The 17414-nt window shown below is 64.4% G+C and carries 16 protein-coding genes; 7 read left to right on the plus strand and 9 right to left on the minus strand.

All coding sequences use genetic code 11. The annotated features are described in order from the left end of the window. Nucleotides 1-291 precede the first annotated feature (291 nt). Nucleotides 292-1257, minus strand: a complete 966-nt coding sequence (locus tag ACE10Z_RS32870; protein WP_375784497.1) for a DnaJ C-terminal domain-containing protein — start codon at nt 1255-1257, stop codon at nt 292-294. 125 nt (nt 1258-1382) lie between these two features. Continuing rightward, complete coding sequence (locus ACE10Z_RS32875; RefSeq protein WP_375784498.1) at nt 1383-1790, minus strand: RT0821/Lpp0805 family surface protein; 408 nt, start codon at nt 1788-1790, stop codon at nt 1383-1385. 108 nt (nt 1791-1898) lie between these two features. On the opposite strand from ACE10Z_RS32875, the gene pdxH reads away from it, so the two are divergent. Both pdxH and ACE10Z_RS32885 read left to right on the plus strand, forming a co-directional pair. Then, the gene (gene pdxH / locus ACE10Z_RS32880) at nt 1899-2537 is read left to right on the plus strand and encodes a pyridoxamine 5'-phosphate oxidase (RefSeq protein ID WP_375784499.1); all 639 of its coding nucleotides are present in this window, start codon (nt 1899-1901) and stop codon (nt 2535-2537) included. 37 nt (nt 2538-2574) lie between these two features. Next, nucleotides 2575-3327: an SDR family NAD(P)-dependent oxidoreductase gene (locus tag ACE10Z_RS32885; protein ID WP_375784500.1), complete on the plus strand. Its 753-nt coding sequence runs from the start codon at nt 2575-2577 to the stop codon at nt 3325-3327. 143 nt (nt 3328-3470) lie between these two features. Here the strand turns inward: ACE10Z_RS32885 and ACE10Z_RS32890 are convergent, their stop codons facing one another. After that, nucleotides 3471-3692: a hypothetical protein gene (locus tag ACE10Z_RS32890; RefSeq protein WP_375784501.1), complete on the minus strand. Its 222-nt coding sequence runs from the start codon at nt 3690-3692 to the stop codon at nt 3471-3473. Nucleotides 3693-3823: 131 nt separating this feature from the next. Continuing rightward, nucleotides 3824-4801 carry a magnesium transporter CorA family protein gene (locus ACE10Z_RS32895; RefSeq protein WP_375784502.1) on the minus strand — a complete coding sequence of 326 codons (978 nt, stop codon included), beginning with the start codon at nt 4799-4801 and terminating at the stop codon, nt 3824-3826. Nucleotides 4802-5151: 350 nt separating this feature from the next. On the opposite strand from ACE10Z_RS32895, the gene ACE10Z_RS32900 reads away from it, so the two are divergent. Next, a complete protein-coding gene (locus ACE10Z_RS32900) occupies nt 5152-5829 on the plus strand; it encodes a L,D-transpeptidase (RefSeq protein ID WP_375784503.1) in 678 nt (225 codons plus the stop codon). Nucleotides 5830-5861: 32 nt separating this feature from the next. Here the strand turns inward: ACE10Z_RS32900 and ACE10Z_RS32905 are convergent, their stop codons facing one another. Then, a complete protein-coding gene (locus tag ACE10Z_RS32905; RefSeq protein ID WP_375784504.1) occupies nt 5862-7022 on the minus strand; it encodes an extensin family protein in 1161 nt (386 codons plus the stop codon). A 76-nt stretch (nt 7023-7098) separates the two neighbouring features. Between ACE10Z_RS32905 and ACE10Z_RS32910 the strand changes: the two genes are divergently transcribed. Beyond that, nucleotides 7099-8727 carry a fatty-acid--CoA ligase gene (locus ACE10Z_RS32910; RefSeq protein ID WP_375784505.1) on the plus strand — a complete coding sequence of 543 codons (1629 nt, stop codon included), beginning with the start codon at nt 7099-7101 and terminating at the stop codon, nt 8725-8727. Nucleotides 8728-9003: 276 nt separating this feature from the next. Next, nucleotides 9004-9861, plus strand: a complete 858-nt coding sequence (locus ACE10Z_RS32915; RefSeq protein ID WP_375784506.1) for a DUF1499 domain-containing protein — start codon at nt 9004-9006, stop codon at nt 9859-9861. Between the two features lie 50 nt (nt 9862-9911). Here ACE10Z_RS32915 and ACE10Z_RS32920 read toward each other — a convergent pair whose 3' ends face one another. The 4 genes from ACE10Z_RS32920 to ACE10Z_RS32935 form a co-directional block, all read right to left on the minus strand. Then, nucleotides 9912-10829, minus strand: a complete 918-nt coding sequence (locus tag ACE10Z_RS32920; RefSeq protein ID WP_375784507.1) for an MBL fold metallo-hydrolase — start codon at nt 10827-10829, stop codon at nt 9912-9914. 133 nt (nt 10830-10962) lie between these two features. After that, on the minus strand, nt 10963-12177 hold the full coding sequence (locus ACE10Z_RS32925; RefSeq protein WP_298365259.1) for an acyl-CoA dehydrogenase: 1215 nt from the start codon (nt 12175-12177) through the stop codon (nt 10963-10965). Nucleotides 12178-12368: 191 nt separating this feature from the next. Further along, a complete protein-coding gene (ribB, locus tag ACE10Z_RS32930; protein WP_375784508.1) occupies nt 12369-13445 on the minus strand; it encodes a 3,4-dihydroxy-2-butanone-4-phosphate synthase in 1077 nt (358 codons plus the stop codon). Nucleotides 13446-13701: 256 nt separating this feature from the next. Then, nucleotides 13702-15447, minus strand: a complete 1746-nt coding sequence (locus ACE10Z_RS32935) for a cation:proton antiporter (protein ID WP_375784509.1) — start codon at nt 15445-15447, stop codon at nt 13702-13704. Nucleotides 15448-15506: 59 nt separating this feature from the next. On the opposite strand from ACE10Z_RS32935, the gene ACE10Z_RS32940 reads away from it, so the two are divergent. Together ACE10Z_RS32940 and ACE10Z_RS32945 are read left to right on the plus strand one after the other, a co-directional pair. Then, nucleotides 15507-16049 carry a DUF3124 domain-containing protein gene (locus ACE10Z_RS32940; protein WP_375784510.1) on the plus strand — a complete coding sequence of 181 codons (543 nt, stop codon included), beginning with the start codon at nt 15507-15509 and terminating at the stop codon, nt 16047-16049. A gap of 62 nt (nt 16050-16111) precedes the next feature. Continuing rightward, on the plus strand, nt 16112-17350 hold the full coding sequence (locus tag ACE10Z_RS32945) for a PLP-dependent aminotransferase family protein (RefSeq protein WP_375784511.1): 1239 nt from the start codon (nt 16112-16114) through the stop codon (nt 17348-17350). Nucleotides 17351-17414: the final 64 nt, after the last annotated feature.

Here is a 17414-nt window from a genome sequence, read left to right on the forward strand (position 1 = left end):
TTCGATTCGCGTCATGGACGCGTCTCATTGTCGTACCGGATGCTCACGCGAAGATGATCTGCGCCCGATCCGCCGATCGGCGCACGCGGCCTCGATTGGGGTTTTGTGTACCGCGCTGGTCCCCCTCTCGAGGCCGCACTCTTTTTCCGTGTCCGATCTGCACGCCGCAGATTGAGACTTCGGACGGCCGGTCATCCTTTGACGCCCTCACAACGACTGCGTCTACCCCGATAGAGTCCGGGGTAGTGCAGTTTCGCGTCTCTTGCGTCTTTTGGAGCGCGCTCCCGGCGGTCAGCCGAGATCGCTGCGCGGATTGTAGGGATTTCGCTCCCGCCACGTCTGCATCAATGCCTCAAGCTCGGCATCGTTCCCGTCGGGAAGGATGATGCGGGTCGTGACGTAGAGGTCGCCGACAGCGCCCGCCTTCGACAGCCCCTTGCCCTTGAGGCGGAAGGTACGGCCGCTGGAGGTGTTCTTCGGGATCGACAGTTCGACCGCGCTGCCGAGCGTCGGCACGCGGACCTTGCCGCCCAGCACCGCCTCGTAGAGGGTCACAGGCAGATCGATCCGGAGATCGTTGCCGTCGACCTTGAAGAACGGATGCGGCGCGATCGAGATCGTGATCAGGAGGTCGCCGGGCGGGTGGCCTTGCGCGGTGTCGCCCTGCCCCTTCAGCCGGATCTGCTGGCCTGCGGTGACGCCGGGCGGAATCTTGACGTTGAGCTCACGGCCGGTCGGCAGGCGGACGCGCTTGTCGCCGCCCCCAGCCGCTTCCTCCAGCGACACCGTCATGGCGACCGAAAGATCGAGGTCGACGCCGACCCCGCCGCCTTCGAATTCAAACGGGCTGCCCCGCCCTCCGCGCGCGCCACCGCCGCCACGCGCGGCGTTGCCGAACATGCTGTTGAGGATGTCCTCGAAGCTGCCACCGCCCACGCCGCCGCCAGGGCCGGGGCCGCTGCGGAAACTGTACTCGAAGCCGCCGGGACCGGCACGGCCGCCGGCGCCGCCGCCAGGGAAGCCCTGGAAGCGCGGCTTGCCGTCGGCATCGATCTCGCCGCGGTCGAACTGCTTGCGCTTGTCCTCGTCGCCGACGATCTCGTTGGCCGTATTGATCTCCGCAAAGCGGGCGGCCGCCTTCGGGTCGTTCTTGTTGTTGTCAGGGTGATGCTTCTTGGCGAGCTTGCGATAGGCGCTCTTGATCGTCGCAGCGCTGGCGCTCCGCTGCACCCCCAAGACCTCATAGGGGTCGCGCATCCGTCACGTCTCCTTCACGGGAAAATCAGTTTTGGCCGGGAACCCATCCGGGGCCCACTTTGCCTTCATGTGGGGGCTCAGTGGCATTTTTGCAACTAGCTTGGCGCCGGCATCGGCCGGAACTTTCAGGACCTGCTCCAAGGCTTCAGGCTATGGATTTGCCAGCGGCCTTGTCCAGACTTGCAAGCGGCGCCCTGCAGCCAAGTCTCGGTGGCTCCATTGACATAGCTGGCGAGAAAATCGCGGCACGTCTTGCCGTCGTCGCCCGAATAGGCCTGGGCCAGCGGCGTCACCGAGCCGCGCGCGCCGGTCTGGGGATTTTCCCAGGGCTGGCTGGAATCCTTGTCGCCCTTGGTCAGTACGTCGGAGGCGGCGTTGCGGGCGAAGGCGAGATCGCTGTCGGTCGGCATCACAGCGCTGACCCGGGTCGGGCTGATCGAGCCCGTCACATCCTTGTCGTCCATCTTGGCGAAAGCATCGGTGCGCGACAGGCTGCAGCCGCTTGCGCCGACGCCGATCAGGATCAAGGTCACCACCGCGCCCGCGGGGTGGATCGCCGATAGGCCAACGCGCCCCCATGCCCTATATAGGGCTAGAAACGCGCTCTCGGACGCGGGCGAATGCAAATCGGGACTCCTGACATGACCGACACGACCTCCATCAAACACCCGACACCGTTAACATCGGGTGATTTCACCGCGGCGGAGGAGCCGTTCGCCCTGTTCGGCGAATGGTTTGCGGAAGCGGTCAAGTCCGAGCCGAACGATCCGAACGCGATGGCACTTGCAACTGTCGATGCCGACGGGCTGCCCGACGTGCGGATGGTGCTGATGAAGGGCTTCGATGCCGACGGCTTCGTGTTCTACAGCCACATTGCCAGCGCCAAGGGCCGCGAATTGGCCGCAAACCCTAAGGCCGCTTTACTGTTTCACTGGAAATCGCTGCGCCGCCAGGTGCGCATCCGAGGGGCGGTGACGCCGGTGACGGACGCCGAGGCCGACGCCTATTTCGCCACCCGCCCGAAGCAGGCGCAGATCGGCGCCTGGGCCAGCAAGCAATCGCAGCCGCTGGAGAGCCGCTTCGCCTTCGAGCAGGCGATCGCCAAGGCCGGCGCGAAATACGTCATCGGCGAGGTGCCGCGTCCGCCGGGCTGGAGCGGCTGGCGGATCACGCCACAGCGCTTCGAGTTCTGGCACGACCGCCCGTACCGCCTGCACGACCGCATCGAATTCCGCCGCGATGGCGGCAGCGCATGGTCGAAGGTGCGGCTCTATCCGTGACAACGACAGCTTAAAAGACGCCAACCTGAAAGACACCATGTCCCCACCTTCCAACGCGCCGCGCCGTACCCTGCTTCTCACCGGTGCCAGCCGCGGCATCGGTCACGCCACCGCGATCCGGTTTGCTTCCGCCGGCTGGCGCGTCATCACCTGCTCGCGCCATGCATTTCCTGAGGTCTGCCCCTGGGGCGCCGGACCGGAAGATCACATCGAGGTCGATTTCGGCGATCATGACGACACGGTTCGCGCGATCAGCGAGATCCGCAAACGCTTGGTGAACGACGAGTTGCACGCGCTGGTCAACAATGCCGCGATCTCGCCGAAGGGTGCGGGTGGCGAGCGGCTCGGGACCATGGACACCGATATCGAGACATGGCTGCACGTGTTCCGCGTCAATTTCTTCGCGCCCATCATGCTGGCCCGTGGACTAATTGATGAACTCAAGCACGCCAGGGGCGCTGTGGTGAACGTCACCTCGATCGCCGGCTCGCGCGTGCATCCATTCGCCGGCGTTGCCTATGCCACCTCGAAAGCCGCGCTGGCATCGCTGACGCGAGAAATGGCATCCGACTTCGGCCGCGTCGGCGTCCGCGTCAATTCGATCGCACCGGGCGAGATCGACACCTCGATCCTGTCGCCGGGCACCGAGAAGATCGTCGATCAGCAAATCCCGATGCATCGCCTCGGCACCCCGGACGAGGTCGCCAAGATCATCTACGTGCTGTGCACGGAAACCAGCTCCTACGTCAACGGCGCCGAGATCCACATCAACGGTGGCCAGCACGTCTGAGCTTTGGATGAGTTGTCGTTTCGGGGAAGGAAGAGAGAGATACGAGGCGATCCCGGCCGCCGCCGCGGCCGTCACGCTAGGATTGCTTCGATTGCAGGCGTAACGACGCAGACGAGGCTTCTGCCTCCAAAAGGCCTCAGCCTCTAGTCCGCATAAAACCGGCGAGACTTCTTCTCAAGCGGCTGCAGCGCGACGTCATTCAACGCGCTGGAGCATTCGTCTTCGTCCTCGCCATCAAGCAACGCAGCGCCACAGTAACGGCAAAGTCTCGGCGAGATCGCCTGCACCTTGCCTGCTGCGCGGTCGTGTTGATAGCGCGCAAAGTCGATGACGTTACGCCGTGGCGTTATGATCTTCTCAACCATTGCTGTCCTCCGGCTTCGAGGCAGGCGTTATCGCAGACAAGTTTCGCCCAAACGTTCAGCGCAACACTCAAATTTTAGCAGAGGAAATAAGGCAGAAAACGCGTCCCAAAACGCGACGTTTGGAACCAGTGCTACAGCCACTTTTTCCACTTGAAGATCCAGTACGGCACGATCGCCGCGATCAGCATCAGCACCAGTGCATACGGATAGCCGTGCGCCCATTCGAGTTCCGGCATGATCTTGAAATTCATGCCGTAGACCGAGGCAATCAGCGTCGGCGGCATCAGCACCACCGCCATCACCGAGAACAGCTTGATGATGTTGTTCTGTTCCAGATTGACCACGCCGAGCATGGCGTCGAGCACGAAGGTGATCTTGTTGGAGAGATAGGAAGCGTGGTCGGTCAGTGAGGCCACGTCACGCTGCATGGTCTTGAGCTGCTCGCGCATGTCCTTGGACCATTTCACGCCTTCCACGATCGCCGAAAGGAACGTGACGAGGCGGCCGATCGAGACCAGGCTTTCGCGGACCTTGGAGGTCAGGTCGCCCTTGCGGCCGATCGCGATCAGGATCTGCGAATATTGCTTGGCGTGGCCGTGGCGCGCGCTCTCCGGCTCGAAGATGTCGTGGGAGACCTGGTCGATGTCGGCCCCGCAGCGCTCCAGAATGTCGGCGCAGCGGTCGATCACCGCATCCAGCAGTTCCATCAGCACCTGCTCGCCGGTGATGCTGGGGGCACAGGCCCGGGCCAGCTTGTTCTCGACCAGCGCGAACGGCTTGGGCAGGTCGTAGCGCACCGTGACCAGCCGATGGCCGGTCAGGATGAAGGTGACCGCCGTGGTGCGCGGCATGTCCGTGTCAGACTGGCACATCAGCGTCGCGGTCATGTAGCGCGCGCTGTTCTCGATATAGAGCCGGCTGGAGATCTCGATCTCCTGCATGTCTTCCCGGGTCGGAACCGCGATCCCTGCGAGCTTCTCGACCGCCCGGTCCTCTTCGACGGTCGGGTTCACCAGGTCGACCCAGACCGCGCCCTCCGGCAGCGCGCCGAGTTCGGTGACGGCGGCCTTCTTGAGGGAGAAATCGGAGGGAACGAACACCGACAGCATCACGAACTCCACGAAACAAGGCTGGCAGGACCCGTCGACTTAGCGCGATTCTGGCTGGCGCTTCATGACCGGGCGATTAACCGGACATCCACCTTTGTGGCGGCCAGGCGGCGGTGAATGTGACGTTGAAGCGGCTTCGATTGGACAACCGTTGCCTGTTTGCACAAAAACTGGCCCCACACCAGAAGACTTGCGGCAAAAAAGCCACAGACGACGTCTCGCGATGCGGGAAAGGCATCTAAACTCTGGGAAAAAAGGCACGTTTCAGCAATACTGCCCTTCATGGAATCGTGGCGTTTGGGGCGTAATCGTGGCGCTTTGAGACGCGGATTTTCGATTGGAATGTAATCATGTCGTCGTTCAAAGTTACCTTTGGGATCTTGGCCGCGGGCCTGATGTTGTCGGGCTGCATGCAGGCCACGACCTATGAGGCAACCAACACCGCCGCCTTCAAGCCGCGTGACAAGGAACTGCTGGCCAAGACCACCTACGTCAAGACGCCGGTGGCCGAACCGTTCCGCCGCGCCATCGTCGAGTATCACCGCAAGGAAGCCGCCGGCTCGATCGTGGTCGATTCCGACAACCATTACCTCTACTACGTGCTGAACGACGGCAAGGCGATCCGCTACGGCATCACAGTCGGCGAAGAAGCCATGGCCTGGTCGGGCATTGCCAAGGTCGGCAGCATGACCGAATGGCCGGCCTGGCATCCCACCCCGGGCGAAATCTCGCGCCTCGGTGTTCCGACCTTCGTGGCACCTGGCCCGGACAATCCGATGGGCTCGCGCGCGATGTATCTCTACTCGGGCGGCAAGGACACGCTGTTCCGCATCCACGGCACCAACCAGCCGGAATACATCGGCTCGTCGATCTCCTCGGGCTGCATCCGCATGACCAACGAGGACGTCATCGACCTCTACAACCGCGTCAAGCTCGGCACCATCGTTGTGGTGCTGGAGCCGAAGCACGGCGACTCGCCCTACAAGCCGCAGATGGCGCTGCAGGGCGGCGGCAACGTCCCCTACTGATCAGGTCACGACTGATCACATCGCTATCGCGATCAAAGGCGCCGGCTTTGCCGGCGCTTTTTTGTTGGCTGCGGCTTGGTCTCGGCCGCGGCGTCGGGCGCAGCCGCATCGTCTGATTTCGTCGCATCCTGCTTGCCGTCGCCATCAACCTTGCCGCGGTCAACCTTGGGGGCGTCCGTCTTGCTCCCATCGGATTTCGCCGCGACCTCGCGCGGTGGCGCCTCTTCAGGGCGTTCGGCCGGCAACAGCGGCGCGACATGCGGCAGCGGATCGTAAACGTTCCACTGGCAGATCCGGTAGTTGTTGCGGCGCTCGCTCAGATCGAGATGGATGTGGTCCTCGTGGTACCAGTCCGAGCCCGGGCCGAGCACGGTGGAGAAGCGGCCGCAGACCGAATGCAGCATGGTCTCGCGCAGATCGCGCGGCACGCTGCGGTCGGTCAGCGAGATCGACTTGCCATTAGCGAGGCCGAAGGCGCGCACGTCGAGCGCATTGGCGCGGCCATGTTCGGAGAGCTGTGCGCCGACGACGCGATTGCGGCCACGGCATTCGAACGAGTCGAAATTGTCGAGATTGCTGATCCCGCCCCCGAGGCTCTGCGCCAGCGGCGCAACATCGGTGCGCACCCAGTCAGCGACCGCACTTGCCATCTTGCAGCGGAGGATCGCCGCGGGCTTGACCGCGACCTTGCGCTTGTCCGGCAGCACGATGGCCTCGAGCCGCACCAGATCCTCGCCGCCACAGCCGCCGGCGCCGTGGATATCCGGAATGCTCGGCGCGATCGCGATCTCCTCGGTGAGTGCCTGCCGGCAGGCCGAAAGCTGCGGCCTGGGCGGCTCGGTTGGCTTGGCGGTCTCGCCGGGCTTGGCAGCCTCAGCAGGCGCGGCCGAAGGCGGTGCCGCGGGCGGCTCGGGCCGGGCGGCCGCAGGCGCCCCGGTTGCTGGCGGCGCCTCGGCGGGGCGCGGCTTCGGCAGCGGCACTGCTGAGCGCCGGACCGCCTTGTGCGCCCTCTGCGGCCGGACACCGAACAAATCGTCCCAGGGAAAGCCGGGCGCGCCGCGGGCGGCCTGCGCGGACCCTGCTTGCATGCCAAGGCAAAGCAGCGCGGCGGCAGCGGTAACCATTGCCGCGCCCCCGCGACGAAACGCGCCATCAGGCCATTTTCGGCTTGCTTTCTCCGCGCTACAGTTCATGTCAGTTCCATGATTTTACTGTCGGCCGCCCAAGATGCCGGCGGATCATGCGTGAGGATCGAGGAGGGATTTGCGTATGCTTGGCTTGATGCAAGATTGGCCCTTGCTGTGTCACAAGATTATTGAGCACGCCGCCAAATATCACGGCACGCGGGAAGTCGTGACCCGGTCGGTCGAAGGCCCCATTCATCGCACCAACTACGCCCAAATCCATGCCCGCGCGCTGAAGGTCTCGCAGAGCCTGGAACGCGACGGCATCGAGCTCGGCGATCGCATCGCCACCATCGCTTGGAACACCTGGCGCCACCTCGAGGTGTGGTACGGCATCATGGGGATCGGCGCGATCTGCCATACGGTCAATCCACGACTGTTTCCGGAACAGATCGCCTGGATCGTCAACCACGCCCAGGACCGCATCGTCATCACCGACCTCACCTTCGTTCCGGTGCTGGAGAAGATCGCCAGCCAGCTGCCGAGCGTCGAGCGCTACGTGGTGCTGACCGACAAGGCGCACATGCCGCAGACCACGCTGAAGAACGCGGTCGCCTATGAGGACTGGATCGCGGCATCCGACGGCAAGTTCGAATGGAAGACCTTCGACGAGAACACCGCCGCAGCGATGTGCTACACCTCCGGCACGACAGGCGATCCCAAGGGTGTCCTCTATTCGCACCGGTCCAACGTGTTGCACGCGCTGATGGCCAACTCGAAGGACGCGCTCGGCACCTCCGCGTCGGACACAATGCTTCCGGTGGTGCCCTTGTTCCATGCCAACAGCTGGGGCATCGCCTTCTCCGCGCCGTCGATGGGCACCAAGCTCGTGATGCCGGGCCCCAAGCTCGACGGCGCCTCGGTGTACGAGCTGCTGTCGACCGAGAAGGTCACCCATACCGCGGGTGTCCCGACAGTGTGGCTGATGCTGCTGCAATACATGGCCGCCAACAACGTCAAGCTGCCGGACCTGCAGATGGTGATCTGCGGCGGCTCGGCGATGCCGCGCTCGATGATCAAGGCGTTCCTCGACATGGGCAGCCAGGTGCGCCATGCTTGGGGCATGACCGAGATGAGCCCGCTCGGCACGCTGGCCACGCTGAAGCCGCCGTTCACCGAACGCACCGGCGAGGAGCGGCTCGATATCCTGCAGACCCAGGGCTACCCGCCGTTCGGCGTCGAGATGAAGATCACCGACGATGCCGGCAAGGAGCTGCCGTGGGACGGCAAGACCTTCGGCCGTCTCAAGGTCTCCGGCCCCGCGATCGCGAAAGCCTACTTCCGGGTCGACAGCAACATCCTCGACGATGCCGGCTTTTTCGACACCGGCGACGTCTCGACGATGGACGAGCACGGCTACATGCGGATCACCGACCGCTCCAAGGACGTGATCAAGTCCGGCGGCGAATGGATCTCCTCGATTGATCTCGAGAACCTCGCGGTCGGCCACCCGGCGGTCGCGGAAGCCGCCGTGATTGGCGTCCATCACCCCAAATGGGATGAGCGGCCGCTCCTGATCGTGCAGCTCAAACAGGGCGAAAACGCTACGCGCGAGGACATCCTGAAATTCATGGACGGCAAGATCGCGAAATGGTGGATGCCCGACGACGTCGCCTTCGTCGAAGGCATTCCCCACACCGCGACCGGCAAGATCCTGAAGACCGCGCTGCGCGACCAGTTCAAGGACTACACCTTCCCAACCGCCGCGGCGTAGGGCAACGCGAGAAACCGTAGCCCGGATGGAGCGAAGCGCAATCCGGGTTTGGCGTTCGACGGAAAGACCTGCCCCGGATTTCGCTCCGCTCCATCCGGGCTACGAAACTGCTGCGGCGTGATTGACCCTGGTCGACGCCGTAGTTGGGGCATGGCCGCTTATCCAAGACGTTTCTGCGCCCAAATCCCTTGAATTCGCCGCAGGTCCGTGGTCTCACACGATCATTGGCGGCGGCTGAGGTCGCCGGGCACATCTCAACCGGCAGATTTTTCGACGATGGCGCGCAGGTTTTCCGCTCCCTACCAGCAGGAGCCCGTGTCCGGTCTCGCCACCTGGTCGCGCAACCTCGCCATCTTCTCCGTCGTCGCGGTGCTGGTCTCAATCATCATCGTCCGGTTCGGGTTCCTGGAGGTCAAACCGGCGCTGGCGACCTTCTTCGGCGCGCTGGGCCTGGCCGGCCTGTCGATCCTGCTCGGGCTGGCCGCCTTCGCCGCGATCTGGCAGAACGGCACCCGCGGCATGGGCCGGATCATGCTCGCGTTCCTGATCGACGCCGCGATCCTCGGCTACCCGGCCTATCTCACCTATCAGTACCGCAAGCTGCCGCGGATCTACGACGTCACCACCGACGCGATCGACCCGCCGAAATTCGAGGCGCTGGCGCGGCTGCGCACCGGCGAAGGCACCAACCCCGCCGCCTATGCCGGCCTTTATTCGGCCGAGAAGCAGCGCGCCGCCTATCCCGATATCGAAACCGTCGAACTGGAAACCCCGGTCGACCGTGCCTATGAAATGACCTTGCGGCTGGTGAACCGCCGCAAATGGCTGGTCATCGACGCACGCGCGCCGCAGCCGCCGCGCCGGATCGGCCGCATCGAGGCGGTGGCGCGCACGCCGATCATGGGTTTCCGCGAGGACGTCTCGATCCGGGTCACGCCCGACGACGAGGACTCGCGCGTCGATATCCGCTCCGCCTCGCGTTATTTCGACACCGATCTCGGCAGCAACGCCGCGCGGGTCAAGAAGCTGATCGAGGACCTCAACACCGCCGCGGACAACGAGAACGCCAAGCCGGCGAAGAAGGCGGCGCCGGTCGCGCCGAAGGCGCCGCCGGCGAAGACGGTGAAGAAGTAATCCACCTTGTCATTCCGGGGCGCGCGTAGCGCGAGCCCGGGAATGACGAACTAAGCCATCCTGTACGTGCCGCCGATCACGGGATCGCCATCCGTCGCCACGATGCCGCGTGCGACCAGATCCTCCAGATGCGCCAGCACCGAATAGCCGGCGGCATTGGCGAGGCGCGGGTCGAGCCCGATATAGATCGCCCGCACCATGGTCGGGATGTCGGCCTCGCCCTTGCCGAGGCGATGCAGGATCGACGCCTCGCGCGCCCGGCGGTGCCGCGCCAGGAAACGGACAAAGCGCGGGCCTTCCGGAATCTCCGGGCCATGGCCGGAAAAATAGAGCTGCTCGGGCCGCTGCCCCAACTGCTCGAGCGAGGCCATGTAGTCGATCATCGAACCGTCCGGCGGCGCCACGATCGAGGTCGACCAGCCCATCACATGGTCGCCGACGAAATTGATGCTGCGCTCGGCCCAGGCAAACGCCAGGTGATTGGCGGTGTGGCCGGGGGTGGCAACCGCCTCCAGCGCGAAGCCACTGCCCTCGATGACGTCGCCGTGCTTGACCTCGATGTCGGGCCGGAAATCGCGGTCGGCGCCGGATTCCGGATTGTGCTTCTCGCTCTCGAAACGCGGGCGCGAGGCGCGGTGCGGCCCCTCGGCATAGACCGGCGCGCCGGTCGCGGCCTTGATCCGCGGCGTGTTCGGCGAATGGTCGCGATGGGTATGGGTGACCAGGATATGCGTCACGGTCTCGCCCTTGACCGCATCGAGCAGCGCTTTCGCATGCGCCTCGTCGTCGGGACCGGGATCGATGATCGCGACCTTGCCCTGGCCGACGATGTAGCTGACCGTGCCGGTGAAGGTGAACGGGCTCGGATTGTTGCACAGGACGCGGCGCACACCGGGCCGGACCTGTTCGACCACGCCGGGCTTCAGCGGAAAATCGCGGTTGAACGGGATGTCGTCGTTGTCGGCCATGGGATCCGATTCCTTGTGAGCCGTCATCCTGAGGTGCGAGCTCTTGCGAGCCTCGAAGGATGTCGGGCACCACCTCGCGTCATCCTTCGAGGCGCGCCGAAGAGGCGCGCACCTCAGGATGACGCCTCCGGGATTACGAGAACGCCTGGATGCCGGTGATCGCGCGGCCGAGGATCAGGGCGTGGACGTCGTGGGTGCCCTCGTAGGTATTCACCGTCTCGAGGTTCGCAGCGTGACGCATCACGTGATACTCGATCTGGATGCCGTTGCCGCCGTGCATGTCGCGCGCCATGCGGGCGATGTCGAGCGACTTGCCGCAATTGTTACGCTTGACGATCGAGATCATCTCGGGGGCCATCTTGCCCTCGTCCATCAGGCGGCCGACGCGCAACGAGGCCTGCAGGCCGAGCGCGATCTCGGTTTCCATGTCGGCGAGCTTCTTCTGCACCAGCTGGGTGGCGGCGAGCGGGCGGCCAAACTGCTTGCGGTCGAGCGTGTACTGGCGCGCGCGGTGCATGCAGTCCTCGGCGGCGCCCAGCGCGCCCCAGGAGATGCCGTAGCGGGCGCGGTTGAGACAGCCGAACGGACCTTTGAGGCCGGAGACGTTGGGCAGCAGCGCGCTTTCCGGCACCACGACATTGTCGAGCACGATCTCGCCGGTGATCGAGGCGCGCAAGCTGAGCTTGCCGCCGACCTTCGGCGCCGACAGGCCCTTCATGCCCTTCTCGAGGATGAAGCCGCGGATCTGGTTGTCGTGCGCGGCCGACTTGGCCCACACCACGAACACGTCGGCGATCGGCGCGTTCGAGATCCACATCTTGGCGCCGTTGAGCTTGTAGCCGTCGGCCACCTTCTCGGCGCGGGTCTTCATGCCGCCGGGATCGGAACCGGCGTCCGGCTCGGTCAGGCCGAAGCAGCCGACCCATTCGCCGGTCGCGAGCTTGGGCAGATATTTCTTGCGCTGGTTCTCGTCGCCATAGGCGTAGATCGGATACATCACCAGCGACGACTGCACCGAGTTCATCGAGCGATAGCCGCTATCGACGCGCTCGATCTCGCGCGCCACCAGGCCATAGGCCACGTAGCTCGCATTGGCGCAGCCATACTCCTCGGGCAGCGTCACGCCGATCAGGCCGAGCTCGCCCATCTCGTTGAAGATCTCGCGATCGGTCTTCTCTTCCAGATAGGCCTTGGTGACCCGCGGCAGGAGCTTGTCCTGCGCGTAGGCCCGCGCAGTGTCGCGGATCAGGCGCTCGTCTTCGGTGAGTTGGTCGTCGAGCAGGAACGGATCATCCCACTGGAAGCTGGCGGCAGCCGGCTTGTCCTTGGACTGGGGGCGCACGCTCATGAAACATCCTTTCGCATCGTCAGTCGGAAATTGGCGGATAAATTAAAGCGCTATGCTGCGAAGCGCAATTGAATTGGGTTACCGTCATTCCGGGGGCACGCGATGGTGTCCCTCCGGAATCTCGAGATTCTCGGTGCGCAACCGCGCACCTGAGGGTTCGATGCTGACGCATCGCCCCGGAATGACGGGTGCTAGCAGTCCAGCCTCTCGTTCGACACGATCTCGATGCCGAAACCGGACAAACCCTTGTAGTCGTGCACCGACGAGGTCAGGTGCCGGATCGAGGTGATGCCGAGATCGCGCAGGATCTGTGCGCCGACGCCGACCTCGCGCCATTGCTTGTTGCGATCGGCCTCCGCCGATTTCTGCTCGCTCACCGGCTGGACCGGAACTCCGGCGGCACCGTCGCGCAGGTAGACCAGCACGCCGCGGCCGGCATCCTTGAAGTGCCGCAACACGGCTTCCATCCGCGCCGGACCGGTGAAGAGGTCGGTCACGATATTGGGCTTGTGCAGCCGGGTCAGCACGTCCCGGCCATCGCCGATGCCGTTATAGACGAAGGCGGCGTGCATGATCTCGTCGAACGGCGAGCGATAGGCATAACCCTGCAGGGGGCCGATCGGGCTTTCGATGGTGAAGGTCGCCACCCGCTCGATCAGCTTCTCGCGCGCCTGGCGGTACGCGATCATGTCCGCGATCGTGACATGCTTGAGCTTGTGGGCGGCGGCGAATTTCGCGACCTGCTCGCCCTTCATCACGGTTCCATCGTCGTTCATCAGCTCGCTGATGACGCCGACCGGCGGCAGGCCGGAGAGCCGGCACAGATCGACCGCGGCTTCGGTGTGGCCGGAGCGCAGCAGCACGCCGCCGTCCCGCGCGATCAGCGGGAAGATATGGCCGGGGCGCGCAAAATCATTGGCGCCGGCATTGGGATTGGCGAGCGCGCGGCAGCAGGAGGCGCGTTCATCGGCCGAGATGCCGGTGCCGCCATCGGGCTTGTAGTCGATCGAGACGGTGAAGGCCGTGGTGTGGTTGGACTCGTTATGCGCCACCATCGGGTCGAGCCGCAGCCGGCGGGCATCCTCGGTGGTGATCGGCGCGCACACGATGCCGGAGGTGTGGCGGATGATGAAGGCCATCTTTTCCGCCGTGCAGAACGACGCCGCGACGATCAAATCGCCCTCGCCTTCCCGATCGTCATCGTCGGTGACGACGACGAGTTCACCCTTCGCAAAGGCTTGCAGCACTTCCTGGATCGTATCGGCCATTGTCCTGACATCTCGTTATATGCAGGCAGTGGATTAGCCGGGTTCCGATGTCAGCGCCAGTATCATTATGCAACCCGCCATGCGTCTGGCAGGCAGGCCAGGACGGAAGATTTCACCTCTCCCAAAGGGAGAGGTCGGATCGCATCGCCAGATGCGATCGGGGTGAGGGGTTGCGCTCCCTCGTGGGACCTGAGCCCCCTCACCCGCGCTTTCAGCGCGACCTCTCCCCGATGGGGAGAGGTAAGAGAAAGCTCGCCTACGGCAGCACCTCGCGCCGGTCGCTGAGCTGGGCGTCCAGCTCGGCGCGCTTGTCGTCGAGCAGGCCGGCGTCGGCGGCCTCGATCACCGAATAGAGCTCGCCGGCGTCGCTGAGCCGGGTCACCGTCACGTAGTCGGCGCCGGCCGTGTAGAGGTCGTCGACACCGGTCAGGAGATCGGCGGTGGCAACAACCTTCGCGGTCGGATTCAGGGCGCGGACGTGGCGTACCAGCTTCTCGTTGTCGGCGCCGACCAGGAGGAAATCCGGCACGCTCAGGATGATGATCTCGGCCCTGCCGATGCCGGCATGAACCAGCGTATCGACATTGCTGATGTCGCCATAGATCACGTGCATGCCGCGGTCGGTCAGCGTGCGGAACACCAGCGGATTGAAGTCGATGACGCTGATCTGCTCGAGCAGCGACTGGTTCTGCCGCTCGATCTGGCTGATCAGCGCGCTTGCGGCACGGAAAAAGCCGAGGATGACGATGCGCCGGATCTCGCCGTGTCCCTCCTCCTGGCCGCCCTCCTGCCCGGACTCGCCGCCGCCCTCCCGTCGATGGTCGAGATCACGCAGCCCGATCCGCTTCAACGGACCAATCAGGCCGCGCACGATCTGATCGCTGCGGGCCATCGCGAAGGTCGAGAGCACCGCCAGCACCACGAAGGCGAACGAGGCCGCATTCGCGGTTTCGGTCCCGATATGGTTGGCGGCGACGCCGGTCTGGATCACCACCAGCGAGAACTCGGAAATCTGCGCCAGATTGATCGCCGGCAGGAGGCTGGCGCGCAGGCCCTGCTTCATCAGATAGAGCGGCGTGAATGTCGTGACCAGGCGGGTCACCACGGTAAAGGCCGCGATAACCAGCGCAAGCCAGATCACCGAGAGGCCCGGGATCGGGATCGTCATGCCGAGCGCGACGAAGAACAGCGTGATGAAGAAATCCCGCAGCGTCGTGACCTTGGCGGTGACGTCGAGCGCGTAGGGAAAGGTCGAGATCGAGACGCCGGCGACCAGCGAGCCCATCTCGCGCGACAGGTGCAGCCGCTCCGCGATCTCGCCGATCAGGAAGCACCAGGCGAGCGCACCGAGCAGCACGAGCTCGGGCCGGCGTGCGATCTGGTGGAACAGCCGCGGCAGCACGTAGCGACTGAGCACCAGTGCGGTCGCGACCAGCACCGCGACGCGGGCGATCGACAGCAGCACGACGCTGATCTGCAGATTGTCCAGGCTCGGCTGCACCGCCAGGAACAGGATCGCGAAGATGTCCTGCAGCACCAGCACGCCGAGCGTGATGCGGCCCGGCAGCGTATCCAGCTCGCGCTTCTCGTAGAGCACCTTGACGATGATGACGGTCGAGGACAGCGCGCAAGCGACGCAGAGATAGACCGCATCGAACTTGCCGCCGCCGATCGCAAGGCCGATCCCGGCAAAGAACGCCACGCCGATCAGGCAGCCCCCGATCAGCTCGCCGGCGCCGGCGAACAGGATGACCTTGCCGGCACGGATGATCTTCTTGAGGTCAATTTCCAGCCCGATCATGAACAGCATGAAGATCAGGCCGAGCTCGGAGATGACGCTGATCGACTCCTGGGACTTGACCCAGCCCATGCCGAATGGACCAATGAAAAAGCCGGCGATAAGGTACGCCAGTATCAGCGGTTGCCGGGAGAAATGGGCGAGCAGCCCAATCCCCCAGGCAAACAGGATACAGAGCGTGATATCGCGAATCAGTTCATGCATGCGTCAAAGACTTCCTGTTGCCGCAACCTAGAGGGCCGGGCGTGAGGATCAACCGAGCAATGTGTCACATCCGCGCAGGCGGCATTTTTCTGGCAGTTTTGCTCTGCCTGCTCACCGTGAGCGCGAAGGAGGCGCTAGCACAATCCTCGGCAAGTATTGAACAAAATTTCGCGAACTCGCTGACCGCGGTGCCGTCGGAAGGCCTCACCGCCTCCGGTGCACTCTACGTGCCGGTGTATTCCAGCGTGTCGATGAGCCAGGGCAAGCTCAGGGCCGATTTCTCGGTGACGCTGAGCGTGCACAACGCCTCCGAGACAAGGCCGCTGGTGCTGAAGCGGATCGCCTATTTCGACACAGCAGGCAAGATGGTGGAGAGCTACCTCAAATCGCCGATCGCGCTAAAACCGTTTGCGACCGTCGAGGTCTCGATCGCCACGACTGATGTCCGCGGCGGCACCGGCGCGAATTTCGTGGTCGATTGGGCGGCCGGCGGCGAGATCGCGGAACCGGCGGTCGAGGCATTGATGGTCGGCAGCGTCGGCGCCGGGCACTATGCCTTCATCAGCCAGGGTCGCCCGATCAAGCTGACCGGCAAGAACTGATTTCATGGAAGGCCCGCCTCCCACGGGCGTTCTCAACGACAACAACACGGAGCGAAACGTCCATGTCCACCTCAGCCCAGTTCGACTTTGCACCGCTGCTTCCGGCCGGCCTGCCTGCGCCGGCAGCGCGATGGACCGGGCTCGCCAAATACAGCTTCGTCGGCGGCAACAACGATCCCGACCAGGTCCCGGTCGACGGGCTGCTGGAGGCGGTCAACGCCGTGATGAAGCGCGAGGGCAGGAATCTGGCGACCTACAACCTCGCGCACGGGCCGCAGGGCTATCTGCCGCTGCGCCAGTTCCTCACCGAGAAGCTGAAGCGCGATGCCGGGATTGCCTGCACGCCGGACGAGATCATGATCGTCTCCGGCTCGCTGCAGGCGCTTGACTTGGTCAATCACACGCTGCTCGCCAAGGGCGACACAGTGCTGATCGAGCAGGAGACCTATCAGGGTTCGCTGAACCGGCTGACCCGGCTCGGCGTCAATGCGGTCGGCATTCCGCTCGATGGCGACGGCATCCGGATCGATGCGCTGGCCGCAGCGCTCGCCGATCACAAGCGGCGCGGCATCACGCCGAAATACATCTACACCATCCCGACCGTGCAAAACCCGACCGGCTCGATCCTCCCCGAGAGCCGCCGCGCCGAGATGCTGAAGCTGTCGAAAGAATACGGCGTGCCGATCTTCGAGGACGATTGCTATGCCGATCTGATCTGGAACGGCGAACGGCCGCCCGCGATCTATGCCATGAGCAGGCATGGCGGCGTGATCCATATCGGCTCGTTCTCGAAGTCGATCGCGCCGGCGCTGCGGGTCGGCTTCATCGTCGCACCCTGGGAGATCATGTCGCGGATGCTGCCGCTGAAGACCGACGCCGGCTCCGGCGCGCTGGAGCAGATGGTGCTCTCGGAATATTGCGCGCCGCATTTCGCGACCCACGTGCCGCGGCTGACCCGTGGCCTGCGCGCCAAGCTCGACACGCTGATGGAGGCGCTGAACGAGCAGTTCGGCACGTCGGCCGAATTCGAGGCGCCGAAGGGCGGCATCTTCCTCTGGGTCAAGCTGCCCGACAATGTCGACACGATGAAGCTCTATCAGGCGGCGCTTGCCGCCGGGGTCTCGATCAATCCGGGACCGGAATGGTCGACCAGCAAGGCGCATTCCGGCAGCCGGCTGCGCCTGTGCTTCGCAAGCCCCTCGCACGAGCAGATCCGCGAAGGCGTCGCGGTGCTGGCCGAGGTGTGCCGCAAGGAGTTCGGGGTGCCGGCGCGCAGCAGCAATGTGGAGAAGCGGACGTAAGCGCCCGGTTGCGACTGCCGCGGCATTGGCGGTCCACCTCTCCCCTTGTGGGAGAGGTCGGATT

The sequence above is a fragment of the Bradyrhizobium sp. Pha-3 genome (assembly GCF_042258615.1).
Lineage (GTDB): Bacteria > Pseudomonadota > Alphaproteobacteria > Rhizobiales > Xanthobacteraceae > Bradyrhizobium.

Coding starts and splice junctions, on each gene's coding strand:
- ACE10Z_RS32910 (WP_375784505.1), top strand. CDS start 7,099: ATGCTTGGCTTGATGCAAGATTGGCCCTTGCTGTGTCACAAGATTATT.
- ACE10Z_RS32940 (WP_375784510.1), top strand. CDS start 15,507: ATGTGTCACATCCGCGCAGGCGGCATTTTTCTGGCAGTTTTGCTCTGC.
- ACE10Z_RS32920 (WP_375784507.1), bottom strand. CDS start 10,829: ATGGCCGACAACGACGACATCCCGTTCAACCGCGATTTTCCGCTGAAG.
- ACE10Z_RS32870 (WP_375784497.1), bottom strand. CDS start 1,257: ATGCGCGACCCCTATGAGGTCTTGGGGGTGCAGCGGAGCGCCAGCGCT.
- ACE10Z_RS32915 (WP_375784506.1), top strand. CDS start 9,004: ATGGCGCGCAGGTTTTCCGCTCCCTACCAGCAGGAGCCCGTGTCCGGT.
- ACE10Z_RS32935 (WP_375784509.1), bottom strand. CDS start 15,447: ATGCATGAACTGATTCGCGATATCACGCTCTGTATCCTGTTTGCCTGG.
- ACE10Z_RS32900 (WP_375784503.1), top strand. CDS start 5,152: ATGTCGTCGTTCAAAGTTACCTTTGGGATCTTGGCCGCGGGCCTGATG.
- ACE10Z_RS32925 (WP_298365259.1), bottom strand. CDS start 12,177: ATGAGCGTGCGCCCCCAGTCCAAGGACAAGCCGGCTGCCGCCAGCTTC.
- ACE10Z_RS32885 (WP_375784500.1), top strand. CDS start 2,575: ATGTCCCCACCTTCCAACGCGCCGCGCCGTACCCTGCTTCTCACCGGT.
- ribB (WP_375784508.1), bottom strand. CDS start 13,445: ATGGCCGATACGATCCAGGAAGTGCTGCAAGCCTTTGCGAAGGGTGAA.
- ACE10Z_RS32945 (WP_375784511.1), top strand. CDS start 16,112: ATGTCCACCTCAGCCCAGTTCGACTTTGCACCGCTGCTTCCGGCCGGC.
- pdxH (WP_375784499.1), top strand. CDS start 1,899: ATGACCGACACGACCTCCATCAAACACCCGACACCGTTAACATCGGGT.
- ACE10Z_RS32895 (WP_375784502.1), bottom strand. CDS start 4,801: ATGCTGTCGGTGTTCGTTCCCTCCGATTTCTCCCTCAAGAAGGCCGCC.
- ACE10Z_RS32905 (WP_375784504.1), bottom strand. CDS start 7,022: ATGAACTGTAGCGCGGAGAAAGCAAGCCGAAAATGGCCTGATGGCGCG.
- ACE10Z_RS32890 (WP_375784501.1), bottom strand. CDS start 3,692: ATGGTTGAGAAGATCATAACGCCACGGCGTAACGTCATCGACTTTGCG.